This window comes from Microcoleus asticus IPMA8, from assembly GCF_013179805.1.
GTDB lineage: Bacteria > Cyanobacteriota > Cyanobacteriia > Cyanobacteriales > Microcoleaceae > Microcoleus > Microcoleus asticus.
Map to the genome: position 1 here is coordinate 64,402 of NZ_SRRZ01000005.1, position 15,219 is coordinate 79,620.

Consider the following 15,219-nt stretch of genomic DNA (forward strand, 5'->3'; position numbering starts at 1 on the left):
ATATAGGAAGAAACCGGGTTTCTGAGGTCGCAAGTGCGATCGAGAATTAATTAAAATTTATAATTTATGCGGTTAATAAATTAAAGTGTGTGCTAGGATATAACCCCTTATTAGCAAAGCTTTGAAATCGAGATTAAAGTCGATCAGCAAAGTGGACTCTACACCTGCCATGAATATAAAAACATCAGCAAAAGTTAAAAGTCAAGTTAAAACTCTCGGAGACGCAGCCTCAGAGGCGATTGAGAAATATTTCCGCAAAAGTGTAGCGCACGAGGCTGAAGTTATCAAAGACAAAGACGCGGAAGAACTTCATCAAATGCGCGTGGGATTGAGACGTTTGCGATCGGCTGTAACGGGTTTTGCTCCGGTTTTAGACTTGCCAAAAGAGGCTTCAGAACGCAAAATTGGTAAGGTTGGGCGGGTTCTGGGAACGCTCAGGGATTTGGATGTGATGCTCGAAAGTCTCCAAAACCGCTATTACCCGAATTTGCCGGCTGACGAACAGGAAGTTTTAGATAAGGCTTTGTTGAATTTGCTCAAACAGCGGCAGCGGGCTTTGAAAGGGGTGAGGGCTGTTTTGGATGGCAAAACTTACCAGTCGCTGAAGCAGTCGATCGAGGATTGGCTGGAAAAACCGCAGTATCGGGCGATCGAACATTTGCCAATTGCTGAGGTTTTGCCGGATTTACTGTTACCTCAAGTCAGTGAGTTTTTCCTGCATCCGGCTTGGCTGTTGGGAACGGAATATGAGGAGGGCAAAGTTAAAGTTGCTGATGATTTGAATGCTGAGGCTGTTGAAGAGAAGTTAGCAGCGGAGGGAACTATTCTGCACGATTTGCGGAAGCAAGCGAAGCGGGTTCGCTATTTGATGAATCTGTTTGGGGATTTTTACGGCGAGACTTACGAAGTTTATGTCGAAGATGTGAAAGCTGTTCAGGAATGTTTGGGCGATATTCAAGACAGTGAAGTTTTAGGGGAGTTTCTGACAGATTTTGTCGATCGCGATCTGAAAAAAGAGTTGCCGAAATTGGCTGATATTTTGGCAAAAAATCGCTACGCAGCTTGGCAAAAATGGCAGTTTTTGCAGCGCAGGTATTTGAATTCGGAAATTCGGAAAGGTTTGCGATCGGTATTAATTCATCCTGTGGTTGAAGATGCTGTTAAGGTCGATTAGCAGTCGGAATTTTAGTGGTTTGCAGTTAAGCTTGGGCGCGGTTTGGGCGCAACTGCAAGCAACAGAGAAGTAGCTCGTTCTAATTAAACGTAAGGCGCTCTAGATTCGCGTATCCCTACCCCCTGCTCTTAAAATTTTGATTGCCTATATTAAAATTCTTGCCGACAGGGAGAGTCCCCCGCCTGTCAAGATTTTGGTTGAAAGTAAACAAAAACTTTAGTCATGGAAAAGAAAATGAGTAGCCAACTTAACAAACCTCTGGAAATATGGATCAATGAAGATTTACTACTTCCTGGTGTACGCCCAGCCCCACTGCTAATGCACCTCAGCCCGCCGGACACTAATCCAAAGTTACAGTTTTGGAATTTGCTCAGGGGTAAATTGCCGGATCTAGTCAAGATTCACCGATTTACAAACTTGGCAGATGCAGGCAAGATTGTGGTAACTCCACATTTTATTTCAAGTTATTATAGCTTTAAGAAGCAAGGTAAATTTTATAAATTCAAACGCCAAGTATTAGGATCGCAACGAACTCTCGTCACCTTTTCAAACAGTATGGAGTTTAAGCCTTCTCAAGGAGAAATATTTTTTGCATCTGCCACTTACAATGATAAAAAAGAAAAATCAATACCTACGCCCCAATGGCTTTAGGAATTAGGAGAGAAGGTAAATATATCAAAGCCATCAATTCCTACTGTCGGTTTTGTGGGAAATATTGAATACCCATCCAGACTAAATTCGCTGATATTACGTTATATTAATTTTTCGGATTCTATGGTTAACTGGATGGCAGGCAACCTTTCTGTTAATCGTAATTTGAATTTGGGAAGGCGAATGTTGATTGCAGCATTAGTCCGAAAAAAAATAATTAATGAATTGCGAAAAGCGAAAAATCTACAAACATCTTTGATTGAAAGAAAGGGAGAGTTTTTTAGTCTGCCATTGGAAGAAAAAAAACGCCAAAGAGCCGAGTATATCGAAAATATCGAGAATAATGCTTATATCTTGGCGATGAGGGGAGACGATAATGGCTGTTACCAGCTCTTGGAGGTGATGTCAGCAGGAAGAATTCCGGTTTTCATTGATACCAATAGATTGTTACCGGAGTTGAGAGGGATGAAATGGGAAGATTTTTGCGTTATCGTTCCTTTTTCGGAAGTGCATCGGATTGGAGATTATATCCAAGCTTTTCACGATAAACTTTCGGATGAGGATTTTGCTCAGGTCTGCCGGAAATCTCGCGCTGCTTTCGATCAGCTACTCCCTCACAACTTTGTTGTGAGGATTTTGGAAATAATTGCCAAAAGTACCAACTAATGATGTATAAAAATGGCGATAGAAGGGCGGCTAAGAATGTCAGAGTTAATTTAACTATCGGAGGAAATTACAGCATTTATTAATCATTTGCCCGATTTCTCTCCGGCAGATGTGTTAGAGTTGGCTAGTTCTTTTTATTGGCGGGAGTTGATCTCAAGAAAAAGCGATCGCTTTTTTCTTAAGAGAAAATCACGACTGCAACCACTTCATAAACTTATTCGTCGCAGTGCCGATCGACTGTCCGACCTGTTTCTTCAAACGCCACCGCTGAAAGGCTTGTTCGTAATCTTCCCCTTCAGTTTGATAAACATTCCAAGCATTCAGCGACAATCCTAATCCCCACGTTAGTAAAATAAAAAGCGACCAAGAAAGCTCGTGCGCTGCTGCTAGATTAAACAAAACTAAAAAAGTATTGATAATGCCGTACTTGGTCACATTTTTCTGCAATTTGCGACGACGGTAAGTGTTAAAAACCAGCTTTTCTTGAACTTCTCCTCTAGTTGCTAACCATTGCTGTTCCGCCGCCAGAATATCCTGTTCGGAAATGCCCAATTCCGCCGCAATCTCGAAAAGCTGGACTCTGGATAATTCCCCTTCATCCTGGCGCCGCGCGATCGCAAGCTGTAAAATACCTTGAGCATCCTCTGATCCGTAAATTTGATTTATTTGACTTTCATTTGTCGCCATAACAAGTTTCCTATAATTCCTGACATCATTTCTATGATAGAGATAACCGCAGTTAAACGGCAGGTAGTGACATTGGCGGATTTCAACACCCGGAAAATGAGGAGGCGATCGCACTTCCCACAGTCGCCAACCGTGTAGGTAGTTCACCCCAAAGTATACATCCAGCCATCCCTCGCACAAACCCTCACAATTCCGTCCCAAACTACAGGTGTCGCCTCAAATGATAAACCGGGTTTAAATCTCCCCGATTCTATTACATTCAAACGGTAAAACTCGCCTTTAGCATTTCTCAAAGCATTCTGATCCCCAGACTTCGCTCGTTCCCAATTTAAATTGAACAAATAAACACCGTTGTATCCCGCACTGATCAGTTTATTGCCATCGGTAAAAATCGGAGTAGAAATTGAAGAACCAATCGCTTTTTTAAATACTATTACCGGAGTATCGTAAGACTGCTTCCGCCAAGGTACAGCAATTTTTTTGCCTGTAACCATATCTTGGGAACCGATGTATAAGTTGCCGTCGATCGCATTTGTGGCAAACAGGGCCGGAAACTCACCTGGATTGTACTCGTCATTCAACGCCACCGAGCCAATTATTCCGCCTTCCCAGCTAGAAAGTCGGCGATTTCCCGTCGGGAAAAACCATTCAACACAGGCATTCGGCTCCTTGTTTGGATTCAGCTTCAGCACTCCGCCGTTGCCCTGAATGTATTGTTTTTCAATCGCACAAAACAGTTTACCAGATTTAGAAATTACAGCACTTCCGTCCAAATCAGAACCCGTATAGAAATCCCAGACTATCTTTTTAGTTTCAATGCTAATACCGTAAATATGACCGGAACCAGCAGCTATAAATATTCTATCTTTGAGCCTCGATGGCGATGATTCCGCTACCAAGTTTCCGCCGTGCTTGCTGATATCTGCTGCTGCATAAAGCTGTACTTCCGACAAGATATTTGGCTGCTTGATTCCTTGTTTAATTTTTGCTTGGCTTGTGGAACTATCGAGAAAATAGCCGATCGCATTTTCCCCCGCATTGAACAAAACGCCACCGCCGATGTCCAAAGCGCTGCTGTCATTATCCCGGCTGTAGCTGGGCGTTCTCCTGATGTCCAATTTCCAAAGTTCCTTGCCAGTTCTAAAAGATATTGCCCTAAAACTCGGCACGACATTTTTGCCACCACCGCCACTGCGGCTTCCCTGCAAAATCACAATTCTGTTTTCGGAGCTGGCTTTTTCATCGATATAAATCGTTGATGAACCTTTAATTATATCATCAAATTTATAGCGCCAAACTTCTTTATTTGTAGCAATATCTATTTTGCGCAAATTGTGGTCGTAAGCACCTATAATTAAATAAGTTTTCCCCCCGTCTCTGGTAATTGTCGGCTGTCCAGTCCAACCGGCGCCGCTCCAAACTACAGACCGCCTTCCCAGAAAAGTCCGGCCGCTGCCGAGTTGAAATTTGTCGATTAACTTCAAACTTTTCGGAACACCTCTGCCGTAGAAACGGCGCTTGTCGTTACCTAAAAATGTCGGGACTAATAATTCTATTTCTGGCTCAGCTTTTGCCAGAGAATTGTTAAGATTAGTTTCTAATAAAGCTTGTTCCGAAGAGGCAGTTTGGTACAGTTTGAGAACAGCAGGAGGAACAGCGGCGCTCAGCAAAAATTGTCCGAGCTGTTGATTGAAGGTTCTCCGAGATGATAAACTCATGTTAAATCGAGATAATCAGCCATAACATTAAAACACAATTATCAGCAACAACTCAATTAAAACATCTCGCGCTAAACTGCTAGAGAACTGACAAGCTTACCCAGTACGAGTGAAAGTGGATTTGATTATGGTCAACCGTCTTGCTCAATCCCAAAGCCTTTACCTGCGGAAACACGCCGAAAATCCGATCGACTGGTGGCCTTGGTGCGACGAAGCTTTGGAAGCGGCCCGAAGCGAAAATAAACCGATTTTCCTGTCAATTGGCTACTCTAGCTGCCACTGGTGTACGGTGATGGAAGGAGAAGCATTTTCCGATCGCGCGATCGCTCAATACATGAATTCGCACTTTATACCGATAAAAGTCGATCGCGAAGAACGCCCGGATATCGACAGCATTTATATGCAAACCTTGCAAATGATGACCGGTCAAGGCGGTTGGCCGCTCAACGTTTTTTTGACTCCAGACGAGCGAGTTCCCTTCTACGGAGGCACTTATTTTCCCGTAGAACCGCGCTACGGACGACCGGGATTTTTAGAAGTTTTGCAAGCAATTCGCCGCTTTTACGACACAGAAAAAGGAAAAGTAGAAGCCTTCAAAGCAGAGATTTTAAGCAACCTCCAACAGTCGGCAGCGCTGTCAGGATTAACCGCCGAATTAAATCGCGAAGTTTTTCAAAAAGGCTTAGAACTTACCACCGGAATTATTGCCGGCAGCAACCCCGGCCCCAGCTTTCCGATGATACCTTATGCTGAGCTAGCACTGCGGGGAACGCGATTTAATTTTGAATCAAAATACGACAGCAAACAAGTCTGCACTCAGCGCGGATTAGACTTAGCATTGGGCGGTATTTACGACCACGTAGGAGGCGGATTTCACCGCTATACGGTTGATGCGACTTGGACTGTGCCACACTTTGAAAAAATGCTCTACGACAACGGTCAAATTGTTGAATATTTGGCGAATTTGTGGAGCGCGGGAATACAAGAACCCGCTTTTGAAACTGCGATCGCGGGGACAGTAGAATGGTTGAAGCGAGAAATGACCGCGCCGACAGGCTATTTTTATGCTGCACAGGATGCGGACAGCTTTAACACTTCTGAAGAAGTTGAACCGGAAGAAGGAGCATTTTATGTCTGGACTTATGCCGAACTAGAACAACTGTTAACTGCTGAGGAACTGGCGGAAATTAAAGCCCAGTTTACTGTTAGTCGCAGCGGCAATTTTGAAGGTCAAAATGTATTGCAGCGCCGCCATCCGGGAAAACTGAGCGACACGGTAGAAACGGCTTTGGCTAAACTCTTTGCTGTTCGCTACGGTGGCAATCCCGATACTGTAAAAACTTTTCCCCCAGCCCGCAACAATCAAGAAGCTAAAAATGACAGTTGGCCGGGTAGAATTCCCGCAGTAACTGACACGAAAATGATTGCTGCTTGGAATAGCTTAATGATTTCGGGTTTAGCCCGCGCTGCGGCTGTTTTTGGCAATTGGGAATATCTGGAATTAGCTATGACAACGGCTAATTTTATTTTAGAGAATCAGTGGACGGATGGGCGATTTCAGCGGTTGAATTATGACGGAAAATCTGCTGTAACCGCGCAGTCGGAAGATTATGCTTTGTTTGTGAAAGCTTTGTTGGATTTGCATCAAGCGAGTTTGACTTTAGGAAAGGGGGAAGAAGCAAAACAGTTGCCAAATTCTCAGTTTTGGTTGGAGAAAGCTGTGCAGGTACAAGAAGAGTTTGATGAGTTTTTGTGGAGCGTGGAATTGGGAGGATATTACAATACTGCTAAGGATGCTAGCGGAGATTTGTTGGTGCGAGAACGCAGCTATATAGACAACGCAACTCCGGCGGCGAATGGAATTGCGATCGCCTCTTTGGTTCGTCTCGCACTGTTGGCGCAAAATTTGGAATATCTCGATCGCGCGGAGCAAGGTTTGCAAGCTTTCAGCAGTATTGTACAAGATTCTCCGCAAGCTTGTCCGAGTTTGCTTTCTGCTCTCGATTGGTATCAGCATTCTACCCTAATTCGCACGACTCCCGACCAGATTTCGGGGTTGATTTCCCAGTATTATCCGACTGCTGTCTGTCAGATTGAGGCTGATTTGCCTGAAGGGGTTATTGGGTTAGTTTGCGAGTGTTTGACTTGCAAAGAACCGGCGAAAAGTCAAGAGAGGCTGTTGGCAGAAATTTGGCAAAGTCAAACCCGAGTTTAGCACGGGGAGCGGGTTTACGAGATTCTTAGTTTTCAGGCGACGCATTTTGTCTGGCGCGTCGCCTATGAGATTATCGAGCTTATTTTGATATGTTTTCAGGCGGCGACGCACCCTACGTTAGTTGTTAGATGAGCGCCATTTGTGAACCCTCAATCTTCCAAAATTTCAACTAAATCTTCCATTGTCACGTCGAAGGCGCGGGCTATTTTGTAGACAGCAGAGAGATCGACTGTGTTTAAAGCATCCCGCCTCCCGTAGCTTTTTACCGTGTTGTAGTTGACTCCAGAGCGATCGGCAACTTCTTTAAACGTCCAACCTCTTTGCTGAGCTAGTTCTCGAATCCGCAGTCTAACGTAGCCCATTAGTGCGATCGCCCCTACTATTCCAAAAACTCGACCAAATCTTCAATCATTACGTCAAAAGCAAGGGCGATCTTCTGAACGGCACTCAGATATACCATACTCATGCCGTCATCTCGTCTAGCATAACCCTTAATCGTGTTGTAATTAACCCCTGAGCGCTCGGCGACATCTTGCAGCGTCCAGCCCTTTTCTTCTGCCAATTCTCGAATCTTTAGCCTAACTCGCCCCATTTGTGCGCCCTCAATCTTCCAAAACCTCAACTAAATCTTCCATAGTCACATCGAAGGCGCGGGCGATTTTGTAGACAGCAGAAATATCGGCCGTGTTCAAAGCATCGCGCTGAACGTAGCTTCTAACAGTGTTGTAATTCACTCCCGATAGATCGGCAACTTGCTTTAGAGTCCAACCCTTTTGCTCAGCTAGTTCTCGAATCCGCAGTCTAACATATCCCATGCTTTAGCTTGACATTGATGCGTATGCAACATACAATAGCTATGTACACTGAAAACGATCGCCCTCCTAGCCTGGAAAACTTAAGGGCGATCGCCTTTTCTATCACTCTCCGCTAACGCGGGGAAGGATTACCCTATGATACCAACATCAAAGCCCAAATTAAACACTCATCCCTGGTGTATCGTGCGACAATTGCCAAATATGCAGCGATTGGTTGTGGCAAGGTTCCACCGCCGAGGCGATGCAGAGGGATATCTCCAGATTTTACGGCGGTTGTTGCCGGCGGCCAAACACGCGATCGTATTTGATACGACTGGGGCAGAGAAATTGCCAGAAGTTCGATCGGCTCAATGAGAGCAAATGTTGTAATTGATGGGAGCGAGATCCTTTTTTGTTTTAACTAGAAAACCGATTAATAGAAAAGGGAACTCGTCCTTTCCTGACAAAAAGGAAGTAAGTCGCTCTAATTAAACGTCAAACGTTTTTCTGTTAGATACCCCACTTCTTAAAGAAGTGGGGTATCTGAGTATTCTATTTTTTTAGGTGGGCTTTTAGCTTTAAATGCTTAAGAATCCCCATGCAGCTAACAACTAGCCATTAGCAACTAACAACATAAGCTTTTTTTATCTTGACGGCACACAAGTTATTAACTATAATTACCAGACCAAAAATAACAAAAATCTTACGCCTAACAATTTTTCTCAAATAACCGTTAAACTATTCTAACGTTTGCGCGTACCCAACGTCGCAAGCCAAACCTATATCTGTTAAGGATTCGTCCTGATTCACAGGAGCAAGATTTTAAAATATGCATCTGAGCGAACTGACTCACCCAAACCAATTACACGGTCTCTCGATTCATCAACTCGAACAAATTGCCCGACAAATTCGAGAAAAGCATTTAGAAACTGTAGCAGCCAGCGGCGGGCACCTCGGCCCCGGATTGGGTGTAGTGGAACTGACCTTAGCACTTTACCAAACACTTGACCTCGATCGCGACAAAGTTACTTGGGATGTCGGCCACCAAGCTTATCCTCACAAATTGATAACCGGCCGCTACAACCAATTCCACACCCTCCGCCAAAAAGACGGCGTTGCAGGCTATCTCAAGCGCTGCGAGAGCAAATTTGACCATTTTGGTGCCGGTCACGCTTCCACGAGCATCTCAGCAGCATTAGGGATGGCGATGGCGCGCGACCTCAAGGGCGAAAACTTTAAGACTGTAGCAGTCATCGGCGACGGTGCATTGACTGGCGGCATGGCACTCGAAGCGATCAACCACGCGGGCCATATGCCGAAAACCAATCTGATGGTAGTGCTCAACGACAACGAGATGTCAATCTCGCCCAATGTCGGCGCGATTACCCGCTATTTGAACAAGATGCGACTCTCGCAGCCGGTGCAATTTCTCAAAGATAACTTAGAGGAACAATTCAAACATATTCCCTTTGTCGGCGAAACTTTTACCCCAGAAATGGAACGCCTCAAAGAAGGGATGAAACGCTTGGCAGTCTCGAAAGTTGGAGCCGTAATTGAAGAATTGGGCTTTACTTACATGGGCCCGGTAGACGGACACAATTTGGAAGAGTTAATTGCCACTTTCAAACAAGGTCATACCATCCAAGGCCCGGTGCTAGTTCACGTTGTGACTGTGAAGGGCAAAGGATATGCGATCGCCGAAAAAGACCAAGTAGGATATCACGCCCAAAATCCCTTTAACTTAGCCACCGGCAAAGGCATTCCCTCTACAAAACCCAAGCCTCCTGCTTACTCGAAAGTCTTTACCCACGCCCTAGTCAAGCTAGCAGAAAATAATCCAAAAATTGTCGGCATTACCGCTGCAATGGCAACCGGAACAGGTTTGGATAAACTTCAGGAAAAACTGCCTAAACAGTACATTGATGTCGGCATTGCCGAACAGCACGCCGTGACTTTATCGGCTGGTTTAGCCTGCGAAGGAATGCGCCCCGTTGTAGCAATTTACTCGACCTTTTTGCAGCGGGCATACGATCAAATAGTTCACGATGTCTGCATCCAAAATTTGCCCGTTTTCTTCTGTTTGGATCGAGCCGGCATTGTCGGTGCTGACGGCCCCACCCACCAAGGAATGTACGATATTTCCTACTTGCGCTGTCTGCCAAATATGACAATTATGGCACCCAAAGACGAGGCTGAATTGCAGCGGATGATAGTCACGGGAATCAACCACACAAGCGGCCCGATCGCCATGCGTTACCCGCGCGGCAACGGTTACGGCGTGCCTCTGATGGAAGAAGGTTGGGAAGAGTTGCCGATCGGCAAAGCCGAAATTCTCCGCAACGGCGATGATTTGCTGATATTGGGTTACGGTTCAATGGTTTATCCGGCGATGCAAACTGCCGAGATGCTGAGCGAACACGGCATTGAAGCCACTGTAATCAATGCGCGTTTTGTCAAGCCTTTGGACACCGAATTAATCTTGCCTTTAGCACAGCGAATCGGGCGAGTTGTCACTTTAGAAGAAGGCTGTTTGATGGGCGGTTTTGGTTCAGCAGTAGCCGAATCTTTGTTCGACAATAATGTCCTCGTTTCGCTGATGCGGCTGGGCGTACCGGATACATTAGTAGATCATGCAACGCCAGAGCAATCATTTGCCAGTTTAGGGCTAACTCCACCGCAAATGGTCGATCGCATCTTAGCAACATTCAGCCGCAAACAGTCACCTGTTAGCGTGAAATAGCTAGAATTGTAGGGTGCGCCTAGCGCACCTTACTCTTCGATATCCGATCTATGACAGTGAAAGAGCAGCATGATTGAAGGAAGATTTGAGGATAAGGGAGAAAAAACAATGACTAACGTGAAACCAAATCGTACCGTGCGGCGGGGAAGACTGTTCCCAGAAATTCAGTGGTCAGAAGAAAAAAAAGCCCAGTGGCGAGCCGAAAGAGAAACATTTTATCAGCGCTGCAAACCAATTTTCGATCGCCTTAAACCAGAATTAATCGACACTCACTACAACTGGTACATGGCCGTTGAACCCGACAGCGGGGAATATTTTATAGACAAAGATGATATGCAAGTTGCAAACATAGCCCATGAGAAATACCCGAAAGCTAAATTGCACGTTTTTCGGATCAATGAAACCGGAGTTTGTGGCACAATATGATTCAAGGAAGATTTGGTGATGAGGACGAGCTATTTTTTGAACTTGAACTGATTGCTGATAACGGCTTAGAATTACCTGTTGATGCTCTGCTTGATACAGGTTTTTCTGGCTGGTTAGCAATGGACAGTCAGGATTTAGAGGGACTTGATTGGACATATGTGAAACAAGAAAAAATGCGAACAGCTAAGGGAGAATTTGATTTTGAACTTTATGTAGGAAAAGTGCGTATTGAGTACCTAGAATTTGACATTCCCGTTCATGTGGGTGAGGGAGTACCGGAAATTTTAATCGGTCGCCAGTGGCTGAAAAATCGGCGCTTAGTAGTTGATATGCCTGCGGGTGTTTTGACATTGGGAGCGAGTTAAAATCAAAATGAATTTAAAAAGTTTTGACATAGTAATAGTAGGAGCAGGCCCAGCAGGCGGTCACTGCGCGAGAATCCTAGCCCAATCCGGCCACAAAGTCTTGCTGGCAGAGCAAAACGACAATTTTAATAAAAATGACTTTTCCAGCGCCGCCACGCCTCTAGAAACCCTCTCTAAATTTGATTTACCTGAATCCGTTATCGGCAGTTTTTGGCACAAACTTACTATTGAAACTAGCAAAGTCAGTCAAAGTTGGGAGTCTCCCGAAAGCTTGGGAGTTGTTCTCAACTTTGCTAAATTTAGAGAATTTCTAGCCAGCGAAGTTGAGCGATTTGGCGGTGAAGTTTGGCTTGGTTATCGTTACACCGGACATTCACCAGCCAAGGGCGAAACAACAGTAGAATTTAAACAGTTATCCGACGGTCAAGTTATCAAAGTTGGCACGAAAGTATTGGTTGATGCTACTGGCTTTGCTAGGGCGATTATGTACGAAAAAGAGAAAGATAAGCCAGATTTTTTGTCGGGAACCGGCATCGAATATTTAATTGAAGTAGAGCCAGAAGTTTACAATAAATACAGCGGTGATTTAATCTTTTTTTTGGGCGATAAATGGATGCCGAAGGGTTATTCCTGGATATTCCCAATGGAACAGAACAGGCTGAAAGTGGGTGCGGGTCGCATTTTTTTAGATCCGAAAACGGTGAGGCATTTGTCACCGCTGAAAAAATATATTGATTTACTGATTGATGAATATCTGAAGTCAAAAAATTATCAAATTATTGACAAACACGGTTCGACACTGAAGTACAGTCCTGGTTTGAAAGATATTTATTGTATAAATAATATAATTGCGATCGGCGATAGTGTCTCGACAGTAAATTTTTTAGGTGGCGAAGGAATTAGACACGGGATGGATGGTGCGGAAATAGCGGGGAAATATATTCAAAGGTATTTGGAGGGTAAAATCTCAGATTTTCGGGATTATGAGACGGAAATGCACCGCAAGTTTGATAAAAAATGGAATATTTCGGAAAGGTTGGCTGTGAGAAAATATATCGATGATGTTAATGATGAACTGACAGATAAAATGATTTCTTATTTAAAGTATATGAAAACAGAAGATGTTATGGGTATTTTATTTTATTATAAGTTTGAGAAGATTTCCAGAGGGTTAGGCGGTTATTTGCAGCGGAAAATCAAGGGATTGATTAAGCGATTTCACTTGTAAGGTGCGCCAGTTGAGAAATTTGGGTTGAGGGGAAAATCTCGCTGGCTGACGCACCCTACAAACCTAATTGCCATAAAAATTTTTCTGCTGTAACTTGAATGCGCGGCAGCGACAATAAATCATCGTCAAAACTGCTAAAATTTGACCTATATGATACACCAAAAGTATACCCAGTCGCTCCAATTAAATGCGCTACAATTGGATCGACATCCCCGTAAGGATAGGCAAAACATTTAACAGATTTTTCTAATTCTCGTTCCAAGATAGCACGGGATTTCGCCCCCTCCCGCACACTTTCTGTCGGCGACAATGCAGTTAGAGGTTGATAAGTAGCAGACATAGAACCGAATTCAATCCCTGCATCCCGCAGTTGGTGAATTTCCGGCCATCCCATTAACTGCACTTCTTCAAATTCGGCTTTTTCCCAACTATTTGTCTTTCCTATCGACTCCGCTACCAGAAAAACAGTCGCTGTAAAATCAAAGCGTTTTAGCAGAGGCCAAGCATATTGGAAAAAGTCGAGATAGCCACCGTCAAAAGTGATCAATACAGCTTTACCGGGTAAAGGAGTTTTATCCAGTTTCGCACTTCGCCAATCTTCCCAACTCGCACTATAATAAGCACGATCTTTGAGATACTGCAATTGTTGTTCTAAAACCTGCGGAGTAACTGCGTCTAAACCGTCAGGAGAAATGCGACGGTAGGCGAGAATGGGCAGCCTTTGTGTAACGCTATGATTGTCAAAAACTTGAGGTTTCACCGAGTGAGAAACTTCCCCATACGGCGATTTTCGCCCAATAATTTCCGGTGCGTAAAATACTTGCTTTGGAAACTCGTTTTCTGAGGCAATTTCCATTGTTGTTTCCCCCGCAATTGCCGCCGCTGACGCGATTTCCCGCAGCGCCGCCGCAGGGAGTGCGGCCCGGCGGCTGACACTCGTCCCGATCGCACCCGATCGCCTGCCGAACATCGCCGCATTTGGCGGGTAAATGCCCCCAGCACTCGGTGCATTCAACGAGTCGGGCAAATCAGACCTTTGTTTAGCACAAGAGGCTAAGCGCGATCGCAGCGATTGCTTGCCGTTGAGCGGTTTTCCCAGCAAAGCTTCTCGCACGCTCGCGACGCACAACTCAAAACCGCTATTTCGAGTAATTGTCGATCGCAATTTTTGAGCAGAAACAAAATTATTTTCCACAGCAACACTGACAATACCGACAGCAACGCCGCCTACTTTCACCAGCACGTCAATTTCAGAAAGCTCAACTTGTATATTAGCAAAATCCTCGCTAACTTCTAAGACAATCAAATCTTTTTCGAGGGTAATTGTTGCGACTTCCTCTGCTATTTCTGGCTTGTAGAAATCCTCCAAATGCCAATGCGGACGCCCCCATAATTCTTGCAAAAATAGCGTCCAGTCATTGTTTTTGTGTAATGGTTCCAGCAAAGTTTCCCACAATTTATTACCTTTTTCGCAGCGATTGCGTTGAAAGAAGCGATCGAGAATGGGCCAAGCAAACTGGGCTGCGATCGCATCCGCCAAAACCGAAGTCGCAACCATGCCATCGCAAATCGGCAATTCAATAATACCGAGTTTAATTCCTTCTAGTTGGATCGTACAGCACAGGCGATCGCATATTTGCGGAATATCGCAAATATCGGAAATTGGTTCGCTCACTTCTACCGTAACTTTCCAGGCAATTTCACCCTTGACTCGCTTAATCTTATCTAAAATATATTTAATTTCATTTTTCGTAAAAATTTTATGATATTTGTGAACCTTATTACTTTGAACCTCTCTCTCAATCCCTTGGTGCCAAGGTAGATTTAAACTGAGGTTAACGGCTTTTTCTTGATAAAGTTTCAGCATTTTTTCATCATAGGCAACGCCCATAAAATCACAAATTTCTTTTAATTTTTTTTCTTTATCATCTACAATCTCTTCATATTTGACTAATATGTGATTAGATTTTTTAGCATATTTGTGACTAATTAACATCGCCTCTTTCCAGCGAGTAATACAGTGGTTTAAATCCCAACCTGGCCCCCACAAATCATGAGAACTCCTAGTAGCCTCATGCAGAGAAGCTATTGTATCCATACTGTTTCGCAAAATATGTATAAATTTAGCATCCGGCAAAAAGCGCTGTATATCCTCAATAAAATATATGTGTTCCGGCGTTTTTTCCAACCAAATACTTTTGTTTTGTTCCGCAGCCAAACCATCCAAAACTCCGACAAACCAACTAACTTTAGTTGCCACAGTTTGACTATCATCAAAATCTTGTAAAAGTTCAGGGCGATTAATCTCATCCTTAAAAAAAGCTTCCATCCTACCTGGCAACTTTCCCGCAAACTTATTGTACAGTAAATAATGAAAAAACTTAGATTCAGGAAAAGAAATAACTTCAGGATGAGCGGCTAATAAACTTTGAAGCATGGTTGTGCCGCTTCTCGGACAGCCTAGTAAAAATATCCGTTTCATTTTTATAGCTGATAAATGGTTTGTGAATTAGATTTTTTTGATTAAAAGAAGAGAGCGCTAACTGCACAGATGA

General features: G+C 44.1%; 15 protein-coding genes. 9 read left to right on the top strand and 6 right to left on the bottom strand.

Translation table 11 applies throughout. From position 1 onward, the window contains the following. The first annotated feature begins 169 nt into the window (after positions 1-169). The 3 genes from E5S67_RS02405 to E5S67_RS33075 all read left to right on the top strand — a co-directional run bounded on the left by E5S67_RS02405 (position 170) and on the right by E5S67_RS33075 (position 2,491). Positions 170-1,174, top strand: a complete 1,005-nt coding sequence (locus E5S67_RS02405) for a CHAD domain-containing protein (protein WP_172185114.1) — start codon at positions 170-172, stop codon at positions 1,172-1,174. Between the two features lie 222 nt (positions 1,175-1,396). Next, positions 1,397-1,825 carry a hypothetical protein gene (locus E5S67_RS33070; RefSeq protein ID WP_246276590.1) on the top strand — a complete coding sequence of 143 codons (429 nt, stop codon included), beginning with the start codon at positions 1,397-1,399 and terminating at the stop codon, positions 1,823-1,825. A 123-nt stretch (positions 1,826-1,948) separates the two neighbouring features. Then, entirely contained in the window at positions 1,949-2,491 is a 543-nt protein-coding gene (locus E5S67_RS33075; RefSeq protein ID WP_246276591.1) for a hypothetical protein, read from the top strand. 189 nt (positions 2,492-2,680) lie between these two features. On the opposite strand, the gene E5S67_RS02415 is transcribed toward E5S67_RS33075, so the two are convergent. Together E5S67_RS02415 and E5S67_RS02420 are read right to left on the bottom strand one after the other, a co-directional pair. Continuing rightward, the gene (locus E5S67_RS02415) at positions 2,681-3,325 is read right to left on the bottom strand and encodes a 2TM domain-containing protein (protein ID WP_339382873.1); all 645 of its coding nucleotides are present in this window, start codon (positions 3,323-3,325) and stop codon (positions 2,681-2,683) included. Next, entirely contained in the window at positions 3,322-4,896 is a 1,575-nt protein-coding gene (locus tag E5S67_RS02420) for an outer membrane protein assembly factor BamB family protein (protein WP_172185116.1), read from the bottom strand. The genes E5S67_RS02415 and E5S67_RS02420 overlap by 4 nt, the downstream gene beginning before the upstream one ends. 127 nt (positions 4,897-5,023) lie before the next feature. On the opposite strand from E5S67_RS02420, the gene E5S67_RS02425 reads away from it, so the two are divergent. Next, positions 5,024-7,111 carry a thioredoxin domain-containing protein gene (locus tag E5S67_RS02425; protein WP_172185118.1) on the top strand — a complete coding sequence of 696 codons (2,088 nt, stop codon included), beginning with the start codon at positions 5,024-5,026 and terminating at the stop codon, positions 7,109-7,111. A 149-nt stretch (positions 7,112-7,260) separates the two neighbouring features. Here the strand turns inward: E5S67_RS02425 and E5S67_RS02430 are convergent, their stop codons facing one another. The 3 genes from E5S67_RS02430 to E5S67_RS02440 are packed head-to-tail and all read right to left on the bottom strand — an operon-like array spanning position 7,261 to position 7,926. Next, entirely contained in the window at positions 7,261-7,473 is a 213-nt protein-coding gene (locus E5S67_RS02430; RefSeq protein ID WP_172185120.1) for a helix-turn-helix domain-containing protein, read from the bottom strand. A gap of 17 nt (positions 7,474-7,490) precedes the next feature. After that, the gene (locus E5S67_RS02435; protein ID WP_172185122.1) at positions 7,491-7,703 is read right to left on the bottom strand and encodes a helix-turn-helix domain-containing protein; all 213 of its coding nucleotides are present in this window, start codon (positions 7,701-7,703) and stop codon (positions 7,491-7,493) included. Positions 7,704-7,713: 10 nt separating this feature from the next. After that, positions 7,714-7,926, bottom strand: coding sequence for a helix-turn-helix domain-containing protein (locus E5S67_RS02440; protein WP_172185124.1), 213 nt, complete (start codon positions 7,924-7,926; stop codon positions 7,714-7,716). Between the two features lie 135 nt (positions 7,927-8,061). Here E5S67_RS02440 and E5S67_RS02445 point away from each other — a divergent pair, with 135 nt between their 5' ends. The 5 genes from E5S67_RS02445 (at position 8,062) to E5S67_RS02465 (ending at position 12,664) form a co-directional block, all read left to right on the top strand. Next, complete coding sequence (locus tag E5S67_RS02445; protein ID WP_172185126.1) at positions 8,062-8,280, top strand: hypothetical protein; 219 nt, start codon at positions 8,062-8,064, stop codon at positions 8,278-8,280. Positions 8,281-8,734: 454 nt separating this feature from the next. Next, a complete protein-coding gene (dxs, locus tag E5S67_RS02450; RefSeq protein WP_172185128.1) occupies positions 8,735-10,645 on the top strand; it encodes a 1-deoxy-D-xylulose-5-phosphate synthase in 1,911 nt (636 codons plus the stop codon). A gap of 108 nt (positions 10,646-10,753) precedes the next feature. Beyond that, the gene (locus tag E5S67_RS02455; protein ID WP_172185130.1) at positions 10,754-11,071 is read left to right on the top strand and encodes a hypothetical protein; all 318 of its coding nucleotides are present in this window, start codon (positions 10,754-10,756) and stop codon (positions 11,069-11,071) included. Then, positions 11,068-11,436, top strand: a complete 369-nt coding sequence (locus E5S67_RS02460) for an aspartyl protease (protein WP_172185132.1) — start codon at positions 11,068-11,070, stop codon at positions 11,434-11,436. Before E5S67_RS02455 ends, E5S67_RS02460 begins: the two co-directional genes overlap by 4 nt. A gap of 7 nt (positions 11,437-11,443) precedes the next feature. Beyond that, complete coding sequence (locus tag E5S67_RS02465; protein ID WP_172185134.1) at positions 11,444-12,664, top strand: NAD(P)/FAD-dependent oxidoreductase; 1,221 nt, start codon at positions 11,444-11,446, stop codon at positions 12,662-12,664. A 55-nt stretch (positions 12,665-12,719) separates the two neighbouring features. Here the strand turns inward: E5S67_RS02465 and E5S67_RS02470 are convergent, their stop codons facing one another. After that, positions 12,720-15,146 (bottom strand): sulfotransferase, encoded by a 2,427-nt coding sequence (locus E5S67_RS02470; RefSeq protein ID WP_172185136.1) that lies wholly within the window; start codon positions 15,144-15,146, stop codon positions 12,720-12,722. Positions 15,147-15,219: the final 73 nt, after the last annotated feature.

Bases quoted from the DNA above. Each gene is read 5' to 3' on its own strand.
- E5S67_RS02460 (WP_172185132.1), top strand. From the start codon at position 11,068: ATGATTCAAGGAAGATTTGGTGATGAGGACGAGCTATTTTTTGAACTT.
- E5S67_RS02455 (WP_172185130.1), top strand. From the start codon at position 10,754: ATGACTAACGTGAAACCAAATCGTACCGTGCGGCGGGGAAGACTGTTC.
- dxs (WP_172185128.1), top strand. From the start codon at position 8,735: ATGCATCTGAGCGAACTGACTCACCCAAACCAATTACACGGTCTCTCG.
- E5S67_RS02465 (WP_172185134.1), top strand. From the start codon at position 11,444: ATGAATTTAAAAAGTTTTGACATAGTAATAGTAGGAGCAGGCCCAGCA.
- E5S67_RS33070 (WP_246276590.1), top strand. From the start codon at position 1,397: ATGGAAAAGAAAATGAGTAGCCAACTTAACAAACCTCTGGAAATATGG.
- E5S67_RS33075 (WP_246276591.1), top strand. From the start codon at position 1,949: ATGGTTAACTGGATGGCAGGCAACCTTTCTGTTAATCGTAATTTGAAT.
- E5S67_RS02470 (WP_172185136.1), bottom strand. From the start codon at position 15,146: ATGAAACGGATATTTTTACTAGGCTGTCCGAGAAGCGGCACAACCATG.
- E5S67_RS02405 (WP_172185114.1), top strand. From the start codon at position 170: ATGAATATAAAAACATCAGCAAAAGTTAAAAGTCAAGTTAAAACTCTC.
- E5S67_RS02430 (WP_172185120.1), bottom strand. From the start codon at position 7,473: ATGGGCTACGTTAGACTGCGGATTCGAGAACTAGCTCAGCAAAGAGGT.
- E5S67_RS02425 (WP_172185118.1), top strand. From the start codon at position 5,024: ATGGTCAACCGTCTTGCTCAATCCCAAAGCCTTTACCTGCGGAAACAC.
- E5S67_RS02440 (WP_172185124.1), bottom strand. From the start codon at position 7,926: ATGGGATATGTTAGACTGCGGATTCGAGAACTAGCTGAGCAAAAGGGT.
- E5S67_RS02445 (WP_172185126.1), top strand. From the start codon at position 8,062: ATGATACCAACATCAAAGCCCAAATTAAACACTCATCCCTGGTGTATC.
- E5S67_RS02435 (WP_172185122.1), bottom strand. From the start codon at position 7,703: ATGGGGCGAGTTAGGCTAAAGATTCGAGAATTGGCAGAAGAAAAGGGC.
- E5S67_RS02420 (WP_172185116.1), bottom strand. From the start codon at position 4,896: ATGAGTTTATCATCTCGGAGAACCTTCAATCAACAGCTCGGACAATTT.